Raw genomic sequence first — 25,484 nt, 5'->3', positions numbered from 1 at the left:
TCATCGGTCGAACATGCACTGGCAATTGATGCTGAGCTGCGAGCGAACGGCGGATCTGCAGCACTGCTCGGAAGAGCTCGGACTCCAGACACAGAGTCCTGACAATAGTAAAGAACTTCCCAAGCAATAGAAAACGTTCGGGGAAGAATGGGACGAAATCGCCGTCGATCTGTGACCTCAGTCACAGAGCAGGTTGTCGGCCAACTGTCGTTGCGTCGCCTGGTCGAGACCGGCGTCGGTCGCCCACACAGTGGGGCCGCCGTACTCGGCGTCCAAGTGGGCCAGGAACTGGCGCATGGTGTTCGCCTCGGCGGCGAAAACCCAGGCGGGCAGGCGGTCGGCCGCGTCGCCCTCCGGTCCAGCGGCTCGTCCCCCGCGGGCCCGCAGCGCCGCGATATTCGGGGTGGTGGCGGCATAGTCGGCGATGATGTCGTCCGCGCGCACTCCGGCGACGGCGAGCAGCAGGGCGATCACCACCCCGGTGCGGTCCTTGCCCGCGGCGCAGTGGACCAGCGCGGGCAACTGACCCGGCGCGGCGAGCAGGCGCAGCACGGCGGCGAGGTTCTCGCTGCTGTGCTCGAGGTATTCGCAGTACCTATCGAACATGCTCCCGTCCGGCGAGACCTCGGTGAGGTCGAGGCGCACCCGGTCCGCGCCGTAGACGTGCACGTTGCGGTAGTCCGCGACGGCGTCGACCACCGCACCTGTTCCGTCCGTGACGATCTCGCTCGGCGCACGCAGGTCGACGATCGTGCGAAGCCCGCATTCGGTGAGCAGGAACGACACATCCGCGGCGTCCAGCGAGGTCAGCATGTCCGACCGCAGCACCCGCAAGCGGCGCACCTGCCGCCCGTCCAACGTTCGCAACCCACCCAGGTCCCGCGCGTTCACCGCACCGCGCAGCGGCAATTCCCGGCCCATCGAAGAACTCACACCGTTGGTCATCACAATCCCCGTTCTCATTTTCGCAGCACCTACTCGCACCGTTTGGTCAACGGTATTCGGTGTCGGATACCGCAAATTCCGAAATTCGCTCTCACCGAACGATCTTCCGGACATTTCCACAGGTCAGAGCGCTGACGTCGTCGATTCGATCAGGAAATGCGATGGACGGATCGGAATGTTCGATACGAGTCGGCGGCGCCGGTTTCCCTCGATACCGTCGGGCTCGAAACTTCCGTGTCGAAAGGTATGTCGAATGCACCTGACAATCGTCGGAAATCGAGCAGGCATGCCCGCCGACGGCGGCGCCAGCTCGGGCTATCTTGTCGAAACCGGCCAGTCGAGAGTTCTGCTCGACTGTGGCCCCGGAATCGCGGTGATGCTCGGCAATTACGTGCACGCGAGCCTGCTCGACGCGGTGGTCATCAGCCACCTGCACCTGGATCACTGCTACGACGTGCTGCCCATCGGCAAACAGGCGATGCGCAAGGCGGCCGACGCCCCGGACCGCCGGATCAAGCTGTTCGTGCCGAAAGGGGCTCGCGCGAAACTGGATCAGCTCGCCGCGCTGTTCCCGGTGAAGACCTTCCCCGATCTGAACCGGGCGTTCGACCTGGCCTACGAGGTCATCGAATACGAGCGCGGCGCCACCTACGCGCTCACCGACTGCAGCATCGAGTTGGTGCCCATGGTGCACACCGAACCCGCCTGCGGCATCCGCATCGAAAGCCCCACCGGCAGTCTCGCGTTCACCGGCGACACCGGATGGAACGACAACCTGGTCGCCCTCGCCGCCGACGTCGACATCTTTCTCGCCGAGTCCACCCTCGCCGAGCCCGATCGCACACCGCACGGCCATCTTTCGGGCACCGAGGTCGGGCAGGCCGCCGCCGCCGCGGGTGCGCGCTCGGTGGTGCTGACCCATTTCGGTTCGGCACAGGACCAGTGGCAGCAGGCTCGGCGCGACGACGTGTCCGCCGAATTCGACGGACCCGTGCACCTGAGCCGACCGGGCATGCGGTTCTCGGTGCCTGCCGAACAGCCGCGCTGAGCGCTACACCGCCACCGTCAGGGTCGCGAGGCCGCGCAGGTTGATCCGACCGTTCCACGTCTGATCGACCACCGCGGCCTCGGGAAAGCGGGTCACGAAGCGCGGGAACACGATCCGAGCTTCCATCCGGACCAGCGCGGCACCCAGGCAGTGGTGGATGCCCGCGCCGAGCGAGACGTTCTGGTGCGCGTTGGGCCGGTCCAGACGCAGCTGGTCGGCGTCGGCGCCCCAGAATTCCGGGTCCCGGTTGGCGGCGGCCAAGGCGCCGATCACCCAGGAGCCAGCGGGGATCTCGTGGTCACCCACGCGCAACGGCGCGAGGGTGATCCGGCGCATCAGGTGCACCGGAGTGTCGAAACGCATCAGCTCGTCGACGGCGCCTGCCGCCAGTTCGGGCTCGGTCCGCAGCCGCCGCGCCTGGTCCGGATGCCGCAGCAGCGACAGGATTCCGCTGCCGAGGTGGGTCACCGTGGTCTCGTGGCCCGCGATGTAGAGGAACATCACCTGCGAGATCAGCTCGTCCTCGCTGAGCATGTCGCCGTTGTCCTCGGCGCCGATCAGCGCCGTGAGCAGATCGTCACCGGGGTTCGCGCGTTTCCAGCGAATCAGTTCACGGACCATCCCGAACAGTTCCTGGTTGGCTGCCCGGATCCGGTCCTGGGTCTCGGGGCTCGCGAACGGCTCGAACACCAATACGACGATCTCGGTGAGCTCGCGCAGCCGGGTGTGCTCGCCCACCGGGATGCCGAGCATCTCCGAGATGATGGTGAAGGGCAGCGGAAAGGCCAGTTCCGCAATGACATCTGCGGTGCCCGCCGCGGCGATGCGGGCCAGCGCCTCCTCGACCAGTTCCTCGACGCGCGGCTGCAGCGCTTCGATGGAGCGGGGCGTGAAGGCCTTCGACACCAGTCGCCGCAGGCGGGTGTGGTCGGGCGGGTCCTGATCCAGCATCGACAGCCCGCCCATCACGCGGCTCTCCTTGCGGACCTCGGTGCTGCCGCTCTTCCACGCGGGCAGATGCCGCAGGTGCTGCTCGTCGACGGAGTGCGGGGAGCGCTGCAGGGCAGCCACGTCGGCGTGCCGGGAGATGATCCAGAATCCCATCGGGTGCTCTTGCGCGGGTCCCGCGGCGCGCAACTGGGCGTAGTGCGGATAGGGGTCGTCGGCGAATCCCGGTGCGGTGGGATCGAAGACGAAGGTCTCGGTGCTCATTGCAGGTATCGCTTTCTTGCCGCTGATCGCATGATTTTTCCGCTGCTCGTCTTCTGCACGGTGTCCGGCGCGGCCAGGACCACGTCCGCGACGGCGAGTTCGTGTTCCTGCAGCACCGCCGCACGGATAGCGCCCGCGATGTCGTCGGTGTCTGCGTCGGTGTCGCGCTTCAGCTCCTGGACGACGACGAGCTTCTCGCCGTTGCGCCCCGGCACCGCGAACGCCGCGCCGCTACCGGGTCGCAGCGCCGAGTGCGCGCGCTGCACGGTGTGCTCGATGTCGTGCGGGTAGTAGTTGCGGCCCCGGAGGATGATGATGTCCTTGAGGCGGCCCACCACATACAGTTCATCGTCGACGACCACTCCGAGGTCGCCCGTGCGCAGGTAGGTGCGCTCGGGATCGTCGGCGATGCGGGCGTGGAAGGTCTCGGCGGTCGCCTCGGGCAGGCCCCAATAGCCCTGGGCGACATGGTCGCCCGCCACCCAGATCTCGCCGGCCAGACCTTCCGGACAGGGGTTGCCCGTCTCCGGGTCGACGATGCGCAGGTCCTCACCGGGCAGCGCCACCCCGGAGCCGACGAGCGTGCGACCCCGATCCACCGCGGCCGCGACATATCGTCGATCGGCGAGTGCGTCGATATCGGCGTCGAGCAACCGTGGACCGCGTCCCTTCCCGCTCGCCGACACCAGCAGGGTGGCCTCCGCGAGGCCGTAACACGGGAACACCGCCTGGGCGCCGAACCCCAGTGGCGCGAACGTTTTCGCGAACCGGTCCAGGGTCTCGGCCCGAATCGGCTCGGCGCCGTTGAAGGCGACCTTCCAGCTGCTCAGGTCCAGGTCGGGCAGTTCCCCGGCGGCGGCGCGCGCGACACAGGCGTCGAAGGCGAAGTTCGGGCCGCCGCTGGTGTGCGCACGATAGTGCGAGATGGCTTCGAGCCACCGCAGCGGCCGCCGGATGAACGTGGTGGGCGACATCATGACGGTCGTCGCGCCGACGTACACCGGTTGCAGCACATTGCCGATCAGGCCCTGGTCGTGGAAGAAGGGCGCCCAGCCGACCACGGTCGACTCCCGGTCGTGGCCGAAACTGTGCCGGATCATCTCCTCGTTGGCCACCAGGTTTCGATGCGTCACCATCACGCCCTTGGGCGCGGAGGTGGACCCGGAGGTGTACTGCAGGAACGCCACGGAATCGGGATCAGCGACTGTCGCGGTGAAAGACGTTTCCGTCGTGGGCAACTCGTCGACGGCCAGCCACTGCCGTGCGGTACAGAGCGGCTCGAGTACCGGTCGCAACGTGTCGAGCAGCCCTGCGATCGTCAGCACGGCCGTGGGCGCGCAGTCGCCGACGATGGAGCGCGTCGCGTCCTGGACCTTGCCGCGACGCGGCGGATTCACCGGAACGGCAACGATATTCGCGTAGAGGCAGCCGAAGTAGGCGGTGATGAATTCGACGCACTGCGGGAACACCAGCAGCGCGCGCTCGCCCGGTTCGCACCGCGCGCGCAGCAGTCCCGCCACCGCCACCGCTTGTTCGTGGAGTTCGCGATAGGTCGTGGTGGTGTGCTCGGCACCGTTGTCGTCGAGGAAGATGTAGGCGATGCGGTCCGGCTCGTCGACGGCGCGACGCGCGAGGATCTCGGGAAGTAGCTGCACGTCGGTCCTCAGGTCAGGGCGGCGGTCATGATCGCCGCGATAGCCGCGCGATGTCGATGGTGGAACAGGTGATCACCGGTGAACTCGTGGGTGGCGAACGGGCCGTCGGTCAACGACCCCCACGCCCACACCTCGTCCGGGTCGGCGATCGGGTCCTCGTCGCCGTAGAACGTCGTGATCGGGCAGGCGAGCCGGGGCTGGGCCCGGTGGGTGTATTCCTCCGACAACTCCAGGTCAGCGCGGGTCAGCGGCAGTGCGTACCGCAGGAAACTCGCGCTGCGGCCGGCCGCACCCCAGGCGCCCATCGCGTCCAGTGCGGCGGCGAAGTCGTCGTCGGGCAGGCGATGCAGGACCGCGCGGCTCGCCGCCAGGTGTGGTGATCGGCGACCGGACACGAACAGGTGGACCGGCGGCCTGCCCGCGACGGTCAGCGCGCGAGCCAGTTCGTAGGCGATCAGCGCGCCCATGCTGTGGCCGTAGAGGGCCACCGGTGCGTCGCCCGATTGTGTGATCTGTCCGGACAATTCGTCGACCGCCTCGCCGACCCGGTGCAGCGGCGGAAGCTGCGCGACATCCTCGCGGCCGGGGAGCTGGACCCGCACGACCCCGATCCCCGGTCCGAACAGGTCGGGCCAGCGATTGAACGACGACGCCCCGGCACCCGCGTGCGGGATACACACCAGCCGCACCCCAGCGGGCGCGGTGTCGCCGCGCAACCAGGAGGTGACCAGTCCGGTGCCCGTCATCGTGCCCGCCGCACGTCGACGGGAAGGCTCTTCAGGCCACGCACGATGAAACTGTGGTCCTGCCATTCGAGGTCCACCTGCCGTGGTTCCAGGTGCTCCGAACGGACGAACAGGTACTCGAAGGCGACCTGTGCCTGCAGTTCGGCGAGCAGTCCGCCGAGGCACCCGTGCATACCGTGGCCGAATCCGAGATGTCCACCGCCGGTGCGGGTGAGGTCGAACTCGTCGGGCCGGGCGAAGACGTCGGGGTCGCGGTTGGCCGCGCCGAGACACACCAGGATCTGCTCGCCCGCCGAGATCCTGGCGCCGTCGAGCTGGATGTCGCGGGTGGCGAGGCGCTTGGTCAACTGCAGCGGAGGGTCGTAGCGCAGGGCCTCGGTCACCGCCGCCTCGACCGATTCCGGTCCGCGGCGCAGCAGCGCGGCCTGCGCGGGGTGGCGCAGCAGTGCCAGCGTCCCGTTGCCGATCAGCGATTTGGTGGTCTCGTTGCCCGCGACGAAACACATGATGGCGACGAAGACCACTTCCTCGTCGGTCAGCACGTCGCCGCCTGCGGTCCGCGCGGCGAGCAATTGGCTGATCAGATCACTGCCTGGCCGGGCACGCCGCTCGGGCAACACGGCATCGATGGCCGCGGCGAACTCCTCGACCACCACGCGGACCCGTTCGAAATCCCCGGCTTTCATCATGCCGGGCTCGAGCAGGAATCGGATGTCGTGGGTCCACGGCCCGACCTGCGGGCGCAACTCCTCGGGCAGATCCATCCACTCACACAGCACCGCCACCGGCAGCGGCGCGGCCAGGTCGGCGATCACATCCAGGCCGCCGTCACGCCAGGCCCGCTCCATCAAATCGGCGGCGACCCGGGCCACCAGCGGGCGCAGCGACTCCACCGACCGGGCGGTGAACACCCGGTTCACCAGTCCGCGCAACCGCGCGTGATCGGGATTGTCGGTGAACACCAACGACTTACGCCCGAGGCGTTCGATCTGCGCGACGCTGCAGTGCCCGAGCCGCTCGGCCTGTCTGCTCACCAGACTGGGAATCAGACCGGCGCTGAACGAGCGATCGTGCAGCACCCCACGCACCTCGGCATGCCGGGTGAGCACCCACATGCCGAGCGTGCGGTGCACCGGTTCGGCTTCGCGCAACTGCTGGTAGAGCGGATACGGGTCCTGCCGGAATTCGGTGCTGAACGGGTTGAACCGAACCCGCGCCCTGCTCGGTGCGACGGGTTCGGGCGAATGCGTGGTCATGCCGACCGCACCCGACGGTCGGCGAAGAATCCGGTGCGGTAGGGCACCAGCACGAGCCGCAGCAGGCCGATCTTGCCCATCCGGAAACCGAGGGCCGACAGTTTCAGGTAGCGCTCGTAGCGGGCCACCACGTCGCTGCCGACGATCTCGGTGGCTTCGGCGCGGTGGGCCCGCAGCCTGCGCGCCCACTGTTCGCACGTCCAGGCATAGTCGAGGCGCCCGTTGCTGATCGAGCGCACCTCGAAAAGGCCCTCGGCCGCTGCGGTGATCTCGGCCAGCGTCGGCAGGTCGGCGTCGGGGAAGATCTCCTGCTGCATGAAGGCACTGGCTTGTTCGCGAGACATATTCGCGTAGGCGATGGTCTGCAGCGACAGTGTGCCGTCGGGCTCGAGCCAGTCGCGGCACCGCGTGAAGAAGTCCCGGTACACCCCGATCTTCTGGTCCGGTGCGTCGTCGGGGGTCGCGAAGTGCTCGAAGGCGCCGATCGAGATGATGCCGTCGAATCGGGTGTCCGGCTCGTAGTGCAGCCAGTTCTCGGTCCGCACTTCGACGCCGGGGCAATTGCGCGATCGGACGAACTCGGCTTGCTCGGGACTGAGCGTCAGCCCGACGGACCTGGCGACCCCGGCGTGCGCCAGCCGCTCGAGGATCGCGCCCCACCCGCAGCCGATATCGAGGACGGTGGTGGCGTGCTGCGCGTCGATCGCGTCCAGATGGAATCGCAGTTTGCGATCCTGGGCGAGTTCCAGTGTGTCGTCGGGGTTTTCGCGCAGTGCGCAGGAGTAGGACAACGACTCGTCGAGCCAGAGGCGATAGAAGTCGTTACCCGCGTCGTAGTGGTGACGGATCGCTGCGGCGGCCGCGGTGGACCGCTCGGTATGGACCGACATCGCTACCCCACACTCCGCCGGCTCTGCTCGTGCAGGTAGGCGGCGACGGCATTGAGGTTGGGGTTGTCGAACAGGTCCTCGGGCGCCAGATCGACACCGTAGCGGTCCTCGACCTCGATCAGCAGCGCGACGGCCAGCGCCGAGTCGATGCCGAGGCGATCGAAATCGGTGGCCGGGTCGATGGTGGCGGCCGGTACCTCGAGCAGACTCGCGAGGTATTCCTGGCACCAGATGACAATGGCTTCTTTACTTGTATCCACGGTGAGAATTCCTTAGATTCGCTTGGCTGCCATGCGTTCGGCGGACGGCATTTTCAGGTCCCAGGCGAGACCGCAGAATGCCAGTGTTCGGATGAGCCAGAAACCGGGATCGAGGCGGTACCAGTCCAATCCGAAAGAAGGCGACTCGGGAAAGGCGTGGTGATTGTTGTGCCACGACTCCCCCAGCGTCGCCAGGGCGAATACGCCACCGTTGTGGCTGTTCTCGCGGGATTCATAGTTTCGGGTTCCGAACATGTGCAGGAACGAATTGATCGCCCAGACGATGTGCTCGAGGACGAAGATGCGCACCAGCCCACCCCAGAGCAGGCCGGCGACCGCGCCGGTCCAGCTCATCGAGACCAGGCCGCCGATCACGGTCGGGATCAACAGCCCGAGCGCCACCCAGTAGTAGTAGAGGCGGGCGATGCGGACCAGACCCCGGTCCTTGATCAAGTCGGGCGCGTAGTGCACCACGTTCGGGTACTCGTGGCGGCGCATCCACAGGAAATGGGAGTGGGCAAGGCCGCGCAGCGCACCGCGCAGGCCGTCACCGGCGAGGTTGGGCGAGTGCGGGTCGCCGTCGCGATCGCTGTATTCGTGGTGGCGCCGGTGCAGGGCGACCCAGGAGATGACCGGGCCCTGGCCCGCCATCGAGCCGAGGATCGCCAGGGCCCACGTCACCCACGGCGCGGCTTTGAACGTGCGATGGGTGAACAGCCGGTGATAGCCGACCGTCACGCCGAGTCCGGTGAGCAGCCACATCACGAAGAGCAGAGCGAATTCCAGCACACCGAAGGGCCGGACCAGAAGGAAGGCGAAAGCGACTACCGTGCCGATGATCGGAAGAATATCGAACAGCAGGAAGTGGCGTCGTTGCAGTCGGTGGATATAGGGACTACTGATCGTTTTTCTGCGCGGATCGGGATTCATTGTGCAATTCACCTCAGCGGTATGGAACCGGGCTGAACATTATTTACCGTAGCCAGGCGTTCAGCGGTCGGCGACGGCGTGTGACAATTGCCGATCGTCGGATCGGAATTGTTTATGACGGACCAGCGACAGCGCGACACTGATCGCGCCGAAGCCGGTGGCGAACATCCAGATGTGATCGGTACCGAGGACCTCGATCACGGCTCCGCCGATCGCCGAGCCGAAGGCGGCCCCGAGATACATCGCCGACCCGTTGAGCGACAACAACATCGGCGCCTGCTCCGGGGTCGCGTCGGCGATCATGCTGTGCTGCTGCGCCGGCAGGAAGGCCCAGCCGACCACACCCCACACCGTGACGAAGGCGACGGTGGTTGCCAAGGTGTGCGCGGCGATCGGCTGCCAGGCCAGGTTCGCGGTGAAGATCGTCAACGCGCCGAGCAGTACCGGCCGCGCGCCGAATCGGTCGACCAACACGCTCCCGCCCCACAGGCCGATCATCGCCCCGACGCCGTGCGCCATGATCAGCGCGCCGACGTGATCCGCTCCCACGGCGGGGACCTCGGTATAGATCGGGCCCACATAGGTGAACACCATCAATCCCGCGGTCATGCCCGAGATCGTCACCGCGAGTCCCAGCCACACCGGTGGGTGCCGCAGGGGTGCGAGTCGCTGCCGCAGCGACACCACGGGTGTGCCCTCGCCCGACGGAACCGTGAGTGCGACACCGACAGTCGTGATCAGTGCCACCGCGGCGACGGCGACGAACGCCATCCGCCACGACGACAGCCCGGCGACCCACACCCCGAGCGGCACACCCGCCACGGTGGCGATCGAGATGCCGCCCAGGATCACCGCCAACGCCCGACCGCGACGGTCCGCGGTAGCCATGGCGGCCGCCGCCGCGGCCGCGAGGGGAACATAGATCCCCGCGACGCACCCGGCCGCGATGCGCGCCACTGCCATCACCCACGGTGACCACGCCACCGCGGCCAGCAGATTCACGACGACGAACAGCGCGATCGCGATGAGCAGCAGTCGCCGTGGCGAGCGCACCCGCAGCATGGTGACCACGACGGGCGCGGCGAGGGCGTAGGCCAGGGAGTAACCCGTGACGAACAGTCCGGCGCCGGCGACGGAGACCCGCAGGTCGGCCGCCATCGGTGCCAGTACCCCGGCGACGAGGTAGTTGTCGGTCCCGGCGCAGAACGCGCCGAGGGCGAGCACCAGGACCGGCAGCCACCGAATCGACGAGGGCGTGGCATCGGCGACGATCACCGGATGCCCGTGCGCCTCACCAGGCTCGGGCGTCGCCATCGCGCAACTCCACGGCGACATCGGTGAGTTCGTAGATCCGCATGCTCGGTTTCCAGACGCTCGCGTCGGCGATCACCCGGATCCGGCCGGGACGCCGTTCGACGCTCTTGATGTGCACCTCGAGGGTCATCAGCTCGTCGCTTGCCAGGATCTGCCCGCGATAGCGCCATGACAACGCCACACCGACCGGAACGACGAATTCCGGCGCGACCAGTTCGGCGGCGAGACCGGTGTCGACCGTCCACTCCTGCATCGCCTGGATCACCGCCTCGACACCGAGGGATCCGGGCATCACCGGGTCGAGGTAGAAGTGGTAGCCGAAGAACCAATCGTCGGCGCGGACCGCACGGGTAGCACGCAGATAGCCGAGCCCGAATTCTCCCGCGCCGTCGACGGTTTCGATGTCATCGAGCATCGCCAGGTGTCCGACCGCGCACGGCATGCCGGTGCCCGCAGCTCGTCGCGCGGCCACGTCGATCACCCGGACAGCGGGGCGTTGCTCCTGTCGGTCGAGCCACGTGGGCACGAATTCGCCGTTGTCGAGTCCGTTCTGGTTCGCCAGCGCCGGAGCGTTGAAGAACCCGAACAGCGACTCCCCCGCGTAGAACGGTTCGCCGTCCACCGAGAGTTCGTACGAAAACGTCTGCAGCACGACGCCGACCAGGACCGTGGTGTCGATCAGCCTGCTGGTCTGCTGAATCGTCTTGTCCCGCAAGTCCACCTCGCGCAGCACCGTCGCGGAGCCGTCGAGATTGCGCAGGCTGAAGTCCTCCTCGGGCGAGGTGAGGGTGGCGCCGAGGAAGTAGCCGAGCAGCAACGCGGACTGCAGCGAGGTCTCCATGTAGACGACGTTGGGCATGGAGGCGTCGGCCGACTCGACGTAGTACCAGGAGTCGGCGGGCGAGTCGTATTCGGTGTGCGCGCTGCCCGCGTCGAGCTGCCCGCGTCGCCCGTCGACGGCCATCACCCGATCGCAGAGCTGAAGTCCGTGGTTGGGCATGCGCGTGGCCCTGCGACCCGCGTAGGCCGAGAACTCCGGGCCGAGCGCAATGCCGAGATCGCCGCGCGCGCTGTGGGTCATGTGGAACTCACCGAGCAGAGCCCGCTGACCGAAGACGTTGCGACGGCCGAGGAATCGGGGAATCTCGCCACCGGCATCGGGACCGATCGCCAGACCCTGCTCCTCCCTGATCTCCAGGGCGAGACCGTGCACTGTTGCCACTACTGCTCCCGCGCAACGGATTTCGGCATTGATCCGCAGCCATGGACGCGGCAGCAGGTCGATCTGGACCACGTCGGCGATCAGTTCGGCGGGTCCGGTCATCGGGGCGGACACCGTCACTTCGAGGGGCTCGTTCGCCTGGAATCGAGCACCGGCCAGGCACAGTTGCAGGCCCGCGCGCACCGCGAAGACCTGGGCTGCCTGCCAGGCGAGTTCGGTCGCCGCGGTGACCGGATCGGGGCCATCGATGTGGCAGGTCGCCCGCAAGCGCCCTCTGGCCCATGGACCTTCGCGTCCGGCGATCTCGAGCACCTCGGCGAGGTTGCCATGGGCGCCGTCGGTCAGCCGGATGTCGGGGTTGACGCCTTCCTGGTCGTAAGCCGGGCCGAAGACGGCAGCCACCTCGCCCCTGCCCAGTGCGGCGAGGGCAGCGCCGTCCAGTGCGGTGATCGGGGTGTGGGCGAGGAACTTGAAGGCGTTCATGGTGGTCGCAGGCGGTGGCAGCTCGAAGACCACCGGGTGTCCCGGCGCGGCGGAGACCGTCAATCCGGTGGCCGGCGCGTAGTCGATCATGACCGCGAAGGTCTGTTCCGCCCAGGTGGTCGGCGCGGGTACAGGTTCCCGGTCGGACCGGGCACCCTGGTCGTGACTGCCCAGGGTGTCGAGCGCGCGCCGCTGCAACGCGGTCTGCACGTCCATCGCCGACAGGTGTGCGGTGACGAGCTCGGACCGAACCTCCTGCAGGAGCGCGGCAATGGCGTCGACGGGCCCACCCACCGCCACCGGCGCGGTGGGTTGTTGTACGGCGGGCAACGGTTGCACCGCGGGCACCGATGCGGTGTGGGCCGGGGCGGCGGACGGTGGGGCCGCCGGTGCTGTCGAGGGTTGTGAGGTGGGGCTGGTGGCCGGCTCCAGTGCCAGCGTCCAGGCGAGGACGTCGAAGGGCTCACCGTCGAAGTCGAGGGTGTCCAGTGGTGTGGTGGTCATCGGATCTCCGTTCCTGACGTCGACGATGCTCACGCGCGCTGCTCACGTAAGCGCACGGCCTCGGCGAATTTCTCGGTCATCTCCGGCGTGGCGATCACCGCGAGGTCGCTGTAGCGCTGCAGGACAGTGCCGTTCGGATCACACGCGGTGACCGTCACGGTGACCTCCGTGCCGCTCGCGTTGGCACGCAGGTCGTCGACAACGATCACGAACGGACTGTCGTCGGGCAGCGGGGCGAAGTACTCGATCCGCCCGACCGACAGCGGCAGGCAGGCCGAGTTCATGAACCACACCCCGAGCAGCGCACCGGACTGGATCGCGACATCGGCCAGCACCGGACTGTGCAGTGCCCCCGCGTAATTGCCGGTACCGATCCGGGTGTCGGCGAGCTTGCCCTCGACGACGAGTCGACGCTCCGCCCGCTCCAGAATGCGGCGCACGCCCTGCAGCAGGGGCCCGTGGAACAGATCCGCGGCACGGTAGACGTCGAGGCCGTCCTCCACCCCTTCACCGATCGCGTAGCCCCGCCAGCCGGAAAGTACCGGGGCGGGCCATGTTTCGGCGGCAAGGGCGAACGTCGCGGTGAAGTGCGACGGCGCCAGCGTCTTGCCGGGTTCGTCGCTGCGGATCCAGACCGTGATGCTCAGTCGGTCGTCGACGACCGTGCCCGCCTGCACCTCGAGCCGGTAGGACCGCTCGTCCTTTCCGTCGTACACGATTCCCCGCAGCACCTCGAAACCGGTGCATTCCACCACCCGCAGGCCCGGGTTGGCGCGCTCGAGCACATTGATCGCCCAGCCGAGCCCGGCGGCCGCAGGGAACACCGGGAACTTGCCGACCCGATGGTCGCCGATCACCGGGTCGGTGGCCAGTGCTGCCAGATCACGACGGGTGGTGAAAGGCTTTGTCGGGATAATGGTTACGTCCGTGGCCAGCGGAGCGGCAGGACCGACCAGCACCGACACGTCGTCGGAGCGACCGGAGCCGAACTGCTCGGCGAACATCCGCGCACCGGCGTCCATCCCGAGCAGGGCGACACCGCGAGCGAGGAAGACCTCGCGCAGTTGCGGGGTCACCATGCCACCGTCCCAGGCGCCCCAGTTGACGGTGGTGACATGGCCGGCCAGACCCTGTCGCCGCCAGCTCACCGCCGCCCGGTTGAGGGCTTCGTTGGCGACCGCGTAGTCGGCCTGACCCGGATTGCCGTAGACCCCGGCTACCGACCCGAACAGGATGAGATGGCCGAGCGTGGCGTCGCGCAGGGCGCTGACCACGTTGTACAGCCCGTCGAGTTTGGTCGCGAGGACGAGGCGGATGTCGTCGGCCGTTTTGGCGGGGAGCAGCGAGTCGGCCAGTGCGCCCGCACCGTGCACGATGCCGGTGACCCGGCCCGCGTCCTCGGCGAGTGCCCGCTCGGTGGCTTCGATATCGGTGATGTCGACCGCGAGGTAGCGCACTCGTGCGCCGGTCTCGGCCACCGCTTCGACGGTCGCGCGGATCTCACGCTGTGCCAGCAGGTTTCGGGTGAGCCGGTCGACCTGCTTCGGTGTCGGCTGCTCACCCGCGGCGCGCACGGCGGCGATGGCGGCGGCCTTGAGACCATCGTCGGCGACACCTGCGGCCCATTCCGGTTCGTCGTCGAGTTCGGTGCGTCCGAGCAGGATGAACTCGCAGGCCCTGCGAGCGGCCAGCTCACGAACACACCGTGCCGTCACTCCCCGTGCGCCACCGGTGACGACGAGAACGTCGTCGGTGGTGAGGGTGAGTTCTGCTGCCGCGGCGTCACTGTCGACCGCCTGCGGGCGCAGTGTCCGACGGGTCCGTTCGGCGTCGACCCCGACTTCGCGAGCGTCGGTCGCGGCATCGTCGAGTTCGGCGAGGAGGGTTTCGACCAGCGCTTCGTCGGTGAGTTGCGGCGAGAGATCGAGTGCCCGGCAGAACAGGCCGGGGGCCTCCTGCGCGAGGGTCTTGACCAGACCGCTGACCCCGCCGACAACGGCGGCGGCAGCCGCTCGATCACCTCGGTGGCCGAGCACGCCGTCGATGCGGGTGAGCGTGACGAACGCCGCCCGCGTACCGGCTTCGGCGGTCGCCACCAGGCGGTCGTGCACCAGCGTGGCGGTGTGGATCGTATCGGCGAGCCGATGACCACCCACCAGCCACTGACTGTCCGCGGGCAGCACGGTCAGGCACAGATCCAGCCGCACAACGTCTTTCAGCGCGGACTCGATCGCCCCCTGCACGGTGGCACCGTCCCAGGCGGCCACGCCGGCGTTGTCGGCGGCCACGACGGAGGCCGTGTGCACGGTCCATCCCTGCTGCTCGAGGCCACTCACGAGAGTCGCCGCGGTGTCGTCACCATGGTCGACGATCAAGGCTGTCCGCTGCGCGGCGTAGGGCTCGGTGACGCGGTCGATGTCGGGAAGGTCGACCGGCACGATCCGCAGCAGCACCGGATCGTCCTCGATCCCACCACGATCGGATCCCGGCTGAAGCCCACGATCGCTGTCCGACGCGGGGGCCGTGGGGGCAGCCGACGCGGACGTGGTCGCTGCGGGGGCAGCGGAGCCGGCCACGAACTCGACGATGTCACTCAACGTGCGCAACTCCGCGACCTGCTCCGGACCGACAGCGGGCACACCGTCGACCCGCTCACCGACCGCGCCCATGATCTGGACCCGCTTGATCGAGTCCACACCCAGATCCGCTTCCAGATCCAACGACAACGCCAGCATCTCCGGCGGATAACCGGTCTTCTCCGACACCACCTGCACCAAGACCGACCACACCGCGTCGGCATCGACCACCGCCGCGGTCGCCGGTTCACCACTCGGTGTGGAAGCCGCCGAGGCGGCGACGAAATCGACGATGTCGCTCAGGGTTCGCAACTCCGCGACCTGTTCGGGACCGACAGCCGGCACTCCGTCGATGCGCTCACCGACCGCGCCCATGATCTGCACGCGCTTGATCGAGTCAACGCCGAGGTCGGCTTCCAGATCCAGCGACAGCGCCAGCATCTCCGGCGGGTAGCCGGTCTTCTCCGAGACGACCTGCGACAGCACCAACCACACCGCGTCGGCGTCGAGCGCCGGACCGGTCGTCGAAGGCGCGACACTCGGCCCCGAAACCACGGATGCGGCGACGAAGTCCACGATGTCGCTCAGGGTTCGCAGTTCTGCGACCTGCTCCGGGCCCACAGCGGGCACACCGTCGATGCGCTCACCGACCGCACCCATGATCTGGACCCGCTTGATCGAGTCCACGCCGAGGTCGGCTTCCAGATCCAGCGACAGCGCCAGCATCTCCGGCGGGTAGCCGGTCTTCTCCGAAACGACCTGAGACAACACCGTCCACACCGCGTCGGCATCGAGCGCCGGGGTCTCGGTCGCTACGACAGGCAGCGTTCGAGCGGGCGCCGCCGCGGATTCGAGCGTCTGGCGCGCCGAAGCCGAGTCGGCAACGACATCAGGAACCGCCGTCGGAGCCGGATTCGGTTGCGGGGCAGTCGATTGTGGGAAACTCTCGGGCACCGTGGGGCGCGTGGCGGCCTGATGGTCGAGCAGCGCTGCCGCGTGGGTGTGGCTGCCGTTTCCCTTTCCGGTGGGCAGTTCGGCGTGGTAGCCGTTCGTCCCGTTCCGGCTCGGAACCTCGACGGTCGGCGCCGGGGACCCGTATTCGAGGCCGGACAGCGAAGCGAGGATCTCGTTGACCCGGACGTGGGTTCGGCCGATCGCCAGGCTCTGTTCCTTGATGGCGTGCACGGTCGAGTGGAGGCGGTCATCGGCACCGCCGGTCCGCTGCGCGTCGCGCAATACCGAGACCAGCCCTTCGGCGACCTCGAGTTGACCCTCCGCGTACCGGCTGTGGATGTCGAGGTGCTGCTGGGCGGCCGCGTCGAGTCCCGTCGCGGACCGATCTCCGACCGTCGACCCTGCCGCCGATCCCGCCCGGACCTGCGTGGAAGCCGGAGCTTCGACAGTCACCAGTTCCTTAGTGGCGGTGTGCGTTTCCGCGGCCGCCTGCGCGGCGGCGTAGGACTCGGCCGCGACTCGCTCCTGCGCCGCGGCGTGCGCTTGCGCGACCACCTGCGCCTGCGCCGCGGCATCGGCTTCGGCGTCCACCCGCGCCTGCGTGACAGCTTCCAACACGACGTGCTCCTCGATTCCCTTGCGGTAGAGCTCCTTACGGGATTCCGGTACGAAATCGCGGCCGTTGAGCCGGACCACCATGCCGGGCGCCTCCGGCACCGCGAACGGTGCGGCGTCGTGGCGGTGGATATCGACGATCGGCGCACCGAGCACCGCCAGCTGCAGCGCGGCCTTCTTGAGCGCCACGTCGCTGTCGCCGGTCGGGCCCTGGTCGGTCGAGAGGGCGATCACCTCGGCGCCGAGAGTCCGGCGCACCAGCGAGGTGAGCGTGGCCTTCGGCCCGAACTCGACGAAAACGTTGCAGCCGTCGGCCTGCATGGCCTGTAGACCTGCCACGAACTCGACGGTCTCGAGCAGCTGCTCGGTGAGCACCCGCCGGTTGGTCGCCACCCGCGAACCGTATTCGGCGTCACGGGAATTGGCGTAGATCTTGGCCTTCGGGGCACGAATACCGACGCTCTTCACCGCGGCCTTGAACGGCTCGACCGCGTGGGCGACGTAGCGGGTGTGGAACGCGCCGGCCACCGGCAACTCACGCACGGTCAGCCCGCGCGCCCGGCCCGCCGCGACGAACTCCGCGACGGCCGCGGTGCCGCCACCGACCACCACCTGGTCGGGTGCGTTGTGATTGCACACGCTCACATCGGGATGATCGGCGAGGATCGCGCTGACCTGTTCGCGGTCGGCCTGCACCGCGGCCATCGTGCCCGCGTCGGTGTCGGTGTCGATCGCCATCGCCGCGCCGCGCGCCCTGGCGAGGGTGAAGTAGTCGGCGGTGTCGAGCGAATCCACCGCCCACAGCGCGGTCAGTTCACCGAAGCTGTGGCCCATGAATCCGGCGCAGTTCAGGCCGCGCTCGGACAGGAACCGGTACTGCCCCACCGACAACGCCGCGATCGCGGGCTGGGCGAATTCGGTACGCCGCAGCGTCGCTTCCTGGGCGTTGCGCAGCTCGGGGTCGAAGACCGGCGGCGGGAACACTACTGCGGCCGGCGGCCGGGCCGCGTCGGCGAACACCGCGTTGGCCTCGTCGAAGGCGGTCGCGACGGTGGGGTTGTTCAGGACCGCCGCCAGACCCATGTCCACGTACTGGCTGCCCTGACCGGCGAACAGCGCGCCGATCTTCAGATCGGGCATGGCCCGGCGACGGAAGACGATGCCACGCGGATGGTTCCACTCCTCGGCGTCACCGGCCAATTCGGTCACCGCCAGTGCGCGCAGTGCCGAAGCTTCCTGCTCGTCGCGCGCCACGAATCCCACGCGAGCGTGCTCGTCCGGAATCCCGGCGTCGCCGTTGGGATCGGCACCCGAGCTGAGCAGGCTCGCCAGCTCGGCGGTGGACGCGGCGTGCCACAGCCACACTCGCGCGGTGCGGTGCATCGTGCGGGTACTTCCACGATCGCCGGTGGCTTCCTCGAGCACCGCGTGAAAGTTGGTGCCGCCGAAGCCCATCGCCGACGCGGCCGCGCGACGCTGCGGCCGGTGCGGATCGCGGATCCACGGCCGGGTCCTGGTGTTGATGTAGAGCGGCGACGAGTCGTCGAGTGCCTTGTTCGGCGCGGTGACATTGATCGTCGGCGGCAGCACCTTGTGATGCAACGCCAGCGCCAGCTTGATCAGGCTGGCCGCACCGGCGGCGCCCTTGGTATGGCCGATCTGGGATTTCACGCTGCCGATCGCGGCGTAGCCGGTCTCGTCGGTGGCCTCGCGCAGCACCGCGTTCAACGCGGCGAGTTCGGTCTGATCGCCGACGCGGGTGCCGGTGGCGTGCGCCTCGAACAGTCCGATCGTGGCGGGCGAGCAGTCCGCGTCCTCGTAGGCGCGGTGCAGCGCCGCCTGCTGCCCCTCGGCGCGCGGGGCGTAGATGCTCTTGAAACGCCCGTCGCTCGAGGATCCGATGCCCTTGATCACCGCGTACACCCGGTCACCGTCGCGCTCGGCGTCGGCAAGGCGCTTGAGGGCGATCATGCCGATGCCCTCGCCCACCAGGGTGCCGTCGGCACTGTCGTCGAGCGGCTTGATCACACCCGAGCGCGACAGCGCCCCGACCTTGCTGAAGCACAGGTAGCCGAAGATCGAGTTCTCGGTGTCACAGCCACCGGTGATCATCATGTCGGCGCGACCGGATACCAGTTCGCTGATCGCGACGTGCACCGCCGACAGGGAACTCGCGCACGCCGCGTCGACGGTGCAGTTCATCCCGCCGAGGTCGAGCCGGTTGGCGACCCGGCCCGCGATCACATTGCCCAGCAGACCGGGGAACGAGTTCTCCTCCCACGACGGGAAGGCGTCCGCGTACTTCTGCGCGATCTGCTCGGCGTCGGCCTGCGTCAGCCCGCAGCTGCGGATGACCTCCTTGAGCACCGGCGTCGACAAGCGGGCGGCCAGTGGGTGCGACAAGGTGGTCGGCCCGGCGACGCCGAGCACCACACCGGTGCGCTCGGGCCGGTACCAGTCCGACCCGACGGCGCCCGCGTCGGCGAGCACGTCACGGGCCACGAGCAGGCTCAGCAGCTGCACGACCGTGGTGACCTCGAGCTGATTGGGCGGCAGCCCGAACTCGGTGACGCTGAACGGCATCTCGGGCACGAAACCGCCACGGCGGCAATAGGTCTTGTCGGGCGCCGTCGGATCGGCGTCGTAGTAGTCGTCGAGGTTCCAGTGCGTGGCCGGCACGTCGGACATGCAGTCCGCGGCGTCGACGACGTTCTGCCAGAAGTCACGGAAGTTGGCGGCCATCGGGAACAGTCCGCTCAGTCCGACGATCGCGATCGGATTGTCGGCTAGTCGCCTCGTCATGGCCGGGTCTTCGGAGTGCCGAAGGTGGTCGTTCATGGTTGCTATCCCTTGTCTTCTGCTCAGAGTTGCGAAACTCGCACAGTCCGTACCTCGTCGATGAGGTCGGCCATCGCCGTTCCGATGAGCTGATGGCCCGCCGGACTCGGATGCATGCCGTCCGGGGACCACATGACCGGGTCCGCGGTGATGGGTGCGTTCACCAAATCGAGTCGCACGAGATCGAACTCGTGGACGAGGTCGTCGAGATAGTCGTTGGCTTGCGCGAATCGCGACCGCAACACCGTGCGGACGGATTCGGGCAGGCCGGGCAGGCGGTCCGGGATATTCGGCCAGTTCGTGGTGAACACCAGCCGATCGGGGCGCGCCAACCCGGCATAGATCTGACGGAGGTTGCGGCGGAAGCGATCCGGGTCGTAGTCGGTGACCAGGTCGTTTCCGCCGACGATCACGCCGACCAGCGGAGCATCGGCGGCGAGGGCGACCGGCAGCTGCCGGTCGATGACATCCTGCGTGGTGGCCCCGTAGGAACCGAGGTTCAGCGTCGCGCCGGAGATTCCGAGCAGGTGCTCGACGTGCGCGACAAATCCCGCGAAGGAGCCGTCGGCGTTGACCGAACCGCCGCGCCCCTCCGCGAAACTGTCGCCGAGCACCATCAGCTCATACGTTGGCACCGAGCAATTTCGCGATGCGTTCCGGCGCGAAGAATTCCTCGCCGGTCATGCCGCCGCCGACCATCGCGAAGAAGTCCTTGGCATATTCTTCGTTGTTTTCCAGCGCACGGAAAACGGCCAGCAATTGCGGGGTCAGCTCGAGCGTGGAAATCGTGCAGGTGAATTCGAAACCCGACTGCGATTTCTCGTCACGCTCGCGCTGGTAATCGGCGAGTGCCTCGGCCATCGGCCGCTGCTCGGTCAGACCCTCGTGCACCCGCTCGGCGAGCAGTGCCGCGTAGTCGAACGCGTCGGAGATCCCGAGTCCGGTGAACGGGTCCTTGTGGTAGCCCGCGTCCCCGACCAGCGCCCAGCCTTCGCCGTGCGACTGGCGGCGGTAGTTGTCCGGATACCGCATCGGGTAGAAACGGTCCTCACGCTTGCCCTTGGTGACCAGTTCCTCGGCAAACTCGGGAAGGATCTCGCGAGCGACCTTCACGAAGTTGGCCTCGACATCGGCGCGGAAATCGGAGTAGGTGTCAATCTTGCGCATGACCGCGACGAGGGTCTGGTCGTTGTGGGTCGGCCAGATGCCGATCTGCTGCTTGTCGCCGATGCGGCTGTGGAACTCGGTCTGCGACAGGCCGCTGAAGTAGCTGTAGTAGATGAAGCACTCGGCCGCGACCTTCGTATAGGTCTCGGCGCCGACAGCATTGGCGACGAACGAGTTGGTGCCGTCCGCGCCGATCACGATGCGGGCCCGCTCCTCGGCGATCTCACCACCGGCTACCGAACCGCGAATACCGACGACCACGCCGTCTTCGATGATCAGTTCGCTGACGGTGTAGCCGGTGCGAACTTCGGCGCCCGCCTCCTCGGCGCCCTCGACCAGGATCGCGTCGAGTTCGGTGCGCCGCGGCGCGTAGGTGGCATCGATGCCCTGGATGGGATCGGCGAAGCCCGCGATGACGATGTCGAGGTAGGACACCGTCATGCGCTTGATCGCCGGCACACCGGTGGCGATCAGCTTGTCGAGCAGGCCCCACTGGGCCAGCCGGGCCAGCCCGCGCTGCTGAATGTAGTGCGTCGAGATGGTGTCACTGGGAAAGGTGGCACGGTCCACCACCAGGACTCGATGTCCCTGCCTCGCCAGCAACATGCCGACCGGTGAACCCGCGCATCGCGCGCCGACAACAATCGCGTCATACATCAGGGTGACTCCTCAGTAAATGAAACGCTTATGGCCCCGGTGACGATTTTACGGAGATGAACCGCATGATTCGCGCACCGATTTCTATTCGGATTACATGAATAGACGTTCTCGAACAATGGAGTCGATTATTAGCGATCCGGCAGCTCGGATGAATAGTTGAATTCAACTTCCGTTCATCACGAAAAACGGTTTGATATGGGCTAATTGGGGCATGCCAACTGGAAATGAACCGGCCCCCGGAATCGCCGCGGCGCAAGCTCGGCTGACGAATATGACCGGCGCCGCGACGCCGGACTACGAACAGATCCGCAAGACCGTCGACACCCTCGTGCCGTTCGTGAATCTGGTGGGAGTGCGCATGACCGAACTGGGACCCGGCTCGGCGGTGGCCGAGATCCCCGAGGCGCCGACGATGAGCAATCACCTGGGTACCGTGCATGCGGGGGCGCTGTTCCTGGCCGCCGAAGTCGCCTGTGCCGGTGCGTTTTCCGGCATCATCGCGCCGCGCATCCTGCACGTGCGGACCTTCGTGCTCCGCGGCACCAAGGCCACCTTCTTCCGACCCGCACGCGGCCGGATCCGCGCCAGCGGCACGGTGAGCTCCCCGATCCTGGCCGACGTGGTCGGACGCAGGACCGAGGAGCAGTTCGATATCACCGGAAAGGCCCTGCTGCACGACGACAGCGGCGCCTTGCTCGCGAAGGTCGATCTCGAGTACTTCTGCTGGCTGGGCGCGGCCTAGTCCGGATACAGCGAGGCGATGACGGCGTCGAAGTCGGCTTCGATCGCCGCGCGACGCAGCCGCAGCGACGCCGTCAGCTGCCCCTTCTCCATCGAGAAGTCCTCCGCGAGAACGGCGAACCGGCGAATCGACTCCGCACGGGAGACGAGCCGGTTCGCCGCCTCGACCCCGACGGAGAGCTCCGCGAGCAACCTGGCGTCGTCGGTCGGGACACCGCCGGACAGATCGACGCCCTGCTCCGCGGCCCAGCGAGTCAGCACAACAGGATCGACGGTGATCAGCGCGGTCACATACGGCCGGCCTTCACCGACGAGCATGCAGTTGCTCACCAAGGCGTGCAGGCGAACCCGGTCTTCGAGCGGCGCGGGCGCGACGTTCTTGCCACCACTGGTGACGATGATCTCCTTGCGCCGACCGGTGATGAACAGGAATCCGTCCTCGTCGAGTCGGCCGAGATCGCCGGTGGCCAGCCAGTTCTCGGCCGGGTGCCCGCCGTCGGGCCAGTACCCGGGGAAGACCTGCGGGCCACGGACCAGGATCTCGCCGTCGTCGGCGATCGCGACGGTCGTGCCCGGCACCGGCCGACCGACCGCGCCGGCGCGATTGGCGTGCGGCGCGCTCATACTGACCGTCGACGAGGCTTCGGTCAGGCCGTACGCGCCGATGATCTCCACGCCGATCCCGGTGAAGAAGTCCGCCGTCGACGGTTCCAGCGAGGCGCCGCCCGCGACCATGTGCTCGAGCCGTCCGCCGAGCATGCCGCGCCACTGTTTGCCGATCTCCGCGTCGATCACCGCGCTCGCCGGGGGCTGCTCACCGCGTCGGTGCGCGTGGCCGACCGCGATCGCCGCCGCCTCGGCGGCGTCGTATCGATCGCCGCCGAGCGCCTGGCGTGCCGCCTTGCGGATCTTCTCCAGGACGTACGGGACGCCGATCAGGAACGTCGGCCGGAAGATCGGCAGTTCGGCGGGCAGTTGCGCGGGGGTGGCGACCAGACCGGTACGAACCCCGGCCAGCACACAGCCGAACTGCACGACCCGCCCGTACACGTGCGCGAGCGGGAGGAACAGCAGTGTCGACGCGGGATCTGCTGGGGTGCGCCGGAATACGGTGTCGAGGAGTTCGACCACGTTGGCCGCGGCGGCGAAGATGTTGCGGTGCGTCAGCAGGCAGCCCTTGGGGACGCCCGTCGTGCCGCTGGTGTAGACGATCGTCGCGACATCATCGGCGCGCACCCCCTGCCGACGGCCTGCGACCTCGGCGTCGGCGACCGCCGCGCCCTGTTCGATCAGCGCGGGCAACGACGAGCCGAGCAGCCAGCCCCGCCCACCCAGCGCCTGCCCCGCGGCCGTGGCGATCAGCTCGCGTTGTTCGTCCGTCTCCACGAAACAGGCGCTGGGTCGGGCATCGGCCACGATGTGGTGGATCTGTTCGGCCGACGACGTCGGATAGACGGGCACGGCTACCGCGCCCACGCTCAGCACGGCGAAGTCCGCCGCCGACCACTCGAAACTGGTCCCACCGAGGATCAGCACCCGATCACCCGCGCTGATTCCGTTGGCCACCAGTCCTTTCGCCAGTCCGAGGACGAGTCGGGCGAACTCGTCGTAGCCGACGTCGAGCCAGCCTTCGGCCGTCTTGCGGCTGAACACCACGGCCGACGGGTCGGCCTCGGCCTTGCGGAACACCACGTTGGCCAAGTTGTCGTCGTCGGCCATCGTGACCAGCGGCTCGACCGTGTATTCCTGCACAACTCGGTGGCCCTGCACGGCGCTGCTCATCGTGACTCGATGCTGGTCAGCGGAGCCGGAACGTAGGTCGAGCAGCGACCCGGCAGCCGCACGCCCGCCGCACGCAACTGACTCACGCGGGTGGCGAACGCCGCACCGTGCATGATCTGCAGCCCGACCTCGGCGACGTGGCGGTGCGCCGGGGCGGCCAGGTAGGTTCCGGCGACCCAGTCGTTGAACGCACCCATCGCGGGTCCGCACCAGATCTGATAGTCGAGGGTGCGATCGGGCGTCGCGGCCGTGCTCCAGCCCGACGACCGGCCCAGATACCACCGGAAGATCAGTGCCATCCGGCGTTTCGGGTTCCCCTCGGCGCGCTCGATCTGCTCGGGGTCACGCTCGCGGAAGTAGCCGAGGCAGTCGTTCCACACCTCGTCGAACGAGCGGGCCAGGATCCGCTGCTCGATTTCGGCGCGTTCGGCGGTGGGGATCGCGTCGATGCCGTCGTAGCGACGATAGGTGTCGTACAGGCGCCGGGCCCGGCTCGCGAACATCGTGCCGCGTTGCAGCACCTGCACGTCGACGCCGAGTTCGAACATGTCCGAGGAGGGCGCCATGGTGGTGTCGGCGACACCCGCCGCGGCCAGTAGCCGCTTCGCCGTCTCGGATTGCGCTGCTTCGACGGTGGCCTGGTTGACCGACCCGGTGACCACGTAGGAGGCACCCATCGCGAAGGCCGCCGCGGCGGCGGCCGGAGTACCGATGCCACCGGCAGCACCGACTCGAACGCGCTGCGCGTAGCCGTATTCGCGCTGTATCCGTTCGCGCACCGCCAGCAGCGAGGGCAGCAGCACCACCAGCGGACGACGGTCGGTGTGGCCACCGGAATCCGCCTCGCCGGTGATGTCGTCGGCCATCGGGATCGACGCCGCCAACTCCGCCTGCTCGGCGGTGATCTCCCCCGCGTCGAGCAGTCCGCGCACCAGATGCGCCGGCGCCGGACGCAGGAACAGCTCGGCGACCTCGGCGCGAGATACCTTGGCGATCAACCGATTTCGGGCGACCACCTGACCGTTCGGGTCGCGGTGCAGTCCGGCCAGCCGGTAGCGCACCACCTGTGGGGTCAGGTCGAGGAACGCCGATGCCTCGACACAGCGCACCTCGTGCCGCAGACACGCGTCCACGATCGCCCGCTCCAGCGCGTTCTCGCTGGGGCTGTGGATCAGGTTGCAGGCGAAGGGTTTTCCCGGCGCTTCGCGGCCGATCGTGGCCAAGGCCTCGTCGATCCGAGCGGGCAGTACACCGGCGGCGCCGAACGAGGCGAGCAAGCCCGCGCGCGCCATCGCCACCACCATCGCGGCCGAGGCGATCCCGTTGGCCATCGCGCCGGCGTGGTAGGCGTAGCCAACGCCGTGGGTCTGCCGGAACTCGTTGTTGCCCAGCGTTTCCGGGCGCAACGCCGGAGCGGCGGCCAGCACTTGCTTGCCGCGAGCGGTGCCTGCGTCGGTGGTCACCGCGACACCGGCATCGTCACGGACCACGAATACCGGCTTGTCCAATTCCGACAGCGCGCGGTAGATGGAGTTGTCGTCCCTGGCGAGCGCCGAGGGTGCAAGGGAAGTCGTCACTGTGCCAATCCTTCTGAGAGCCCGAGGGCAGAGGTCGTTAGCGAGAGGTGCCGCAGACGGACGGCGCCGCGAACGACACCGTCGTCGCCGAGGAGCGGTCGGGAGTGGT

At 68.0% G+C, this 25,484-nt stretch carries 17 protein-coding genes; 2 read left to right on the top strand and 15 right to left on the bottom strand.

What is annotated here, in order from left to right; all coding sequences use genetic code 11:
• Nucleotides 1–177: 177 nt before the first annotated feature.
• Nucleotides 178–963, bottom strand: a complete 786-nt coding sequence (locus IBJ82_RS03530; protein WP_194824477.1) for a tyrosine-protein phosphatase — start codon at nt 961–963, stop codon at nt 178–180.
• 235 nt (nt 964–1,198) lie between these two features.
• On the opposite strand from IBJ82_RS03530, the gene IBJ82_RS03525 reads away from it, so the two are divergent.
• Nucleotides 1,199–1,993 (top strand): MBL fold metallo-hydrolase, encoded by a 795-nt coding sequence (locus IBJ82_RS03525; protein WP_194824476.1) that lies wholly within the window; start codon nt 1,199–1,201, stop codon nt 1,991–1,993.
• Nucleotides 1,994–1,996: 3 nt separating this feature from the next.
• On the opposite strand, the gene IBJ82_RS03520 is transcribed toward IBJ82_RS03525, so the two are convergent.
• Genes IBJ82_RS03520 through IBJ82_RS03465 form a run of 12 tightly spaced genes read right to left on the bottom strand, consistent with a single transcriptional unit; the run spans nt 1,997 to nt 21,272 of the window.
• Entirely contained in the window at nt 1,997–3,205 is a 1,209-nt protein-coding gene (locus IBJ82_RS03520) for a cytochrome P450 (protein WP_194824475.1), read from the bottom strand.
• Entirely contained in the window at nt 3,202–4,860 is a 1,659-nt protein-coding gene (locus IBJ82_RS03515; protein WP_370585127.1) for a fatty acyl-AMP ligase, read from the bottom strand. Before IBJ82_RS03515 ends, IBJ82_RS03520 begins: the two co-directional genes overlap by 4 nt.
• Before the next feature lie 8 nt (nt 4,861–4,868).
• Nucleotides 4,869–5,606 (bottom strand): thioesterase II family protein, encoded by a 738-nt coding sequence (locus IBJ82_RS03510; RefSeq protein WP_228536412.1) that lies wholly within the window; start codon nt 5,604–5,606, stop codon nt 4,869–4,871.
• Nucleotides 5,603–6,862, bottom strand: a complete 1,260-nt coding sequence (locus IBJ82_RS03505; RefSeq protein ID WP_194824474.1) for a cytochrome P450 — start codon at nt 6,860–6,862, stop codon at nt 5,603–5,605. Before IBJ82_RS03505 ends, IBJ82_RS03510 begins: the two co-directional genes overlap by 4 nt.
• The gene (locus IBJ82_RS03500; RefSeq protein ID WP_194824473.1) at nt 6,859–7,752 is read right to left on the bottom strand and encodes a cyclopropane-fatty-acyl-phospholipid synthase family protein; all 894 of its coding nucleotides are present in this window, start codon (nt 7,750–7,752) and stop codon (nt 6,859–6,861) included. The genes IBJ82_RS03505 and IBJ82_RS03500 overlap by 4 nt, the downstream gene beginning before the upstream one ends.
• Before the next feature lie 2 nt (nt 7,753–7,754).
• The gene (locus IBJ82_RS03495) at nt 7,755–8,012 is read right to left on the bottom strand and encodes an acyl carrier protein (protein WP_194824472.1); all 258 of its coding nucleotides are present in this window, start codon (nt 8,010–8,012) and stop codon (nt 7,755–7,757) included.
• Between the two features lie 12 nt (nt 8,013–8,024).
• Nucleotides 8,025–8,942, bottom strand: coding sequence for an acyl-CoA desaturase (locus IBJ82_RS03490; RefSeq protein ID WP_194824471.1), 918 nt, complete (start codon nt 8,940–8,942; stop codon nt 8,025–8,027).
• Nucleotides 8,943–9,002: 60 nt separating this feature from the next.
• Nucleotides 9,003–10,256, bottom strand: a complete 1,254-nt coding sequence (locus tag IBJ82_RS03485; protein WP_194824470.1) for an MFS transporter — start codon at nt 10,254–10,256, stop codon at nt 9,003–9,005.
• On the bottom strand, nt 10,234–12,465 hold the full coding sequence (locus tag IBJ82_RS03480) for a beta-ketoacyl synthase (RefSeq protein WP_194824469.1): 2,232 nt from the start codon (nt 12,463–12,465) through the stop codon (nt 10,234–10,236). Before IBJ82_RS03480 ends, IBJ82_RS03485 begins: the two co-directional genes overlap by 23 nt.
• 29 nt (nt 12,466–12,494) lie before the next feature.
• On the bottom strand, nt 12,495–19,448 hold the full coding sequence (locus tag IBJ82_RS03475; protein ID WP_194824468.1) for a type I polyketide synthase: 6,954 nt from the start codon (nt 19,446–19,448) through the stop codon (nt 12,495–12,497).
• A gap of 23 nt (nt 19,449–19,471) precedes the next feature.
• Nucleotides 19,472–20,083: a GDSL-type esterase/lipase family protein gene (locus IBJ82_RS03470; RefSeq protein ID WP_370585126.1), complete on the bottom strand. Its 612-nt coding sequence runs from the start codon at nt 20,081–20,083 to the stop codon at nt 19,472–19,474.
• Entirely contained in the window at nt 20,070–21,272 is a 1,203-nt protein-coding gene (locus tag IBJ82_RS03465) for an NAD(P)/FAD-dependent oxidoreductase (RefSeq protein WP_194824467.1), read from the bottom strand. The genes IBJ82_RS03470 and IBJ82_RS03465 overlap by 14 nt, the downstream gene beginning before the upstream one ends.
• Nucleotides 21,273–21,486: 214 nt before the next feature.
• Between IBJ82_RS03465 and IBJ82_RS03460 the strand changes: the two genes are divergently transcribed.
• Nucleotides 21,487–22,017, top strand: coding sequence for a PaaI family thioesterase (locus tag IBJ82_RS03460; protein WP_082843840.1), 531 nt, complete (start codon nt 21,487–21,489; stop codon nt 22,015–22,017).
• On the opposite strand, the gene IBJ82_RS03455 is transcribed toward IBJ82_RS03460, so the two are convergent.
• Nucleotides 22,014–23,798 (bottom strand): long-chain fatty acid--CoA ligase, encoded by a 1,785-nt coding sequence (locus IBJ82_RS03455; protein ID WP_194824466.1) that lies wholly within the window; start codon nt 23,796–23,798, stop codon nt 22,014–22,016. The genes IBJ82_RS03460 and IBJ82_RS03455 overlap by 4 nt on opposite strands.
• Nucleotides 23,795–25,375, bottom strand: coding sequence for a PfaD family polyunsaturated fatty acid/polyketide biosynthesis protein (locus tag IBJ82_RS03450; RefSeq protein WP_194824465.1), 1,581 nt, complete (start codon nt 25,373–25,375; stop codon nt 23,795–23,797). The genes IBJ82_RS03455 and IBJ82_RS03450 overlap by 4 nt, the downstream gene beginning before the upstream one ends.
• Between the last annotated feature and the right edge of the window lie 109 nt (nt 25,376–25,484).

This window comes from Nocardia sp. XZ_19_231 (assembly GCF_015355705.1).
Lineage (GTDB): Bacteria > Actinomycetota > Actinomycetes > Mycobacteriales > Mycobacteriaceae > Nocardia > Nocardia salmonicida.
This window is presented reverse-complemented; position numbering and strand designations above follow the sequence as displayed.

Bases quoted from the DNA above. Each gene is read 5' to 3' on its own strand.
- IBJ82_RS03490 (WP_194824471.1), bottom strand. From the start codon at position 8,942: ATGAATCCCGATCCGCGCAGAAAAACGATCAGTAGTCCCTATATCCAC.
- IBJ82_RS03500 (WP_194824473.1), bottom strand. From the start codon at position 7,752: ATGTCGGTCCATACCGAGCGGTCCACCGCGGCCGCCGCAGCGATCCGT.
- IBJ82_RS03525 (WP_194824476.1), top strand. From the start codon at position 1,199: ATGCACCTGACAATCGTCGGAAATCGAGCAGGCATGCCCGCCGACGGC.
- IBJ82_RS03475 (WP_194824468.1), bottom strand. From the start codon at position 19,448: ATGAACGACCACCTTCGGCACTCCGAAGACCCGGCCATGACGAGGCGA.
- IBJ82_RS03530 (WP_194824477.1), bottom strand. From the start codon at position 963: ATGAGAACGGGGATTGTGATGACCAACGGTGTGAGTTCTTCGATGGGC.
- IBJ82_RS03520 (WP_194824475.1), bottom strand. From the start codon at position 3,205: ATGAGCACCGAGACCTTCGTCTTCGATCCCACCGCACCGGGATTCGCC.
- IBJ82_RS03480 (WP_194824469.1), bottom strand. From the start codon at position 12,465: ATGACCACCACACCACTGGACACCCTCGACTTCGACGGTGAGCCCTTC.
- IBJ82_RS03460 (WP_082843840.1), top strand. From the start codon at position 21,487: ATGCCAACTGGAAATGAACCGGCCCCCGGAATCGCCGCGGCGCAAGCT.
- IBJ82_RS03465 (WP_194824467.1), bottom strand. From the start codon at position 21,272: ATGTATGACGCGATTGTTGTCGGCGCGCGATGCGCGGGTTCACCGGTC.
- IBJ82_RS03505 (WP_194824474.1), bottom strand. From the start codon at position 6,862: ATGACCACGCATTCGCCCGAACCCGTCGCACCGAGCAGGGCGCGGGTT.
- IBJ82_RS03455 (WP_194824466.1), bottom strand. From the start codon at position 23,798: ATGAGCAGCGCCGTGCAGGGCCACCGAGTTGTGCAGGAATACACGGTC.
- IBJ82_RS03485 (WP_194824470.1), bottom strand. From the start codon at position 10,256: ATGGCGACGCCCGAGCCTGGTGAGGCGCACGGGCATCCGGTGATCGTC.
- IBJ82_RS03510 (WP_228536412.1), bottom strand. From the start codon at position 5,606: ATGACGGGCACCGGACTGGTCACCTCCTGGTTGCGCGGCGACACCGCG.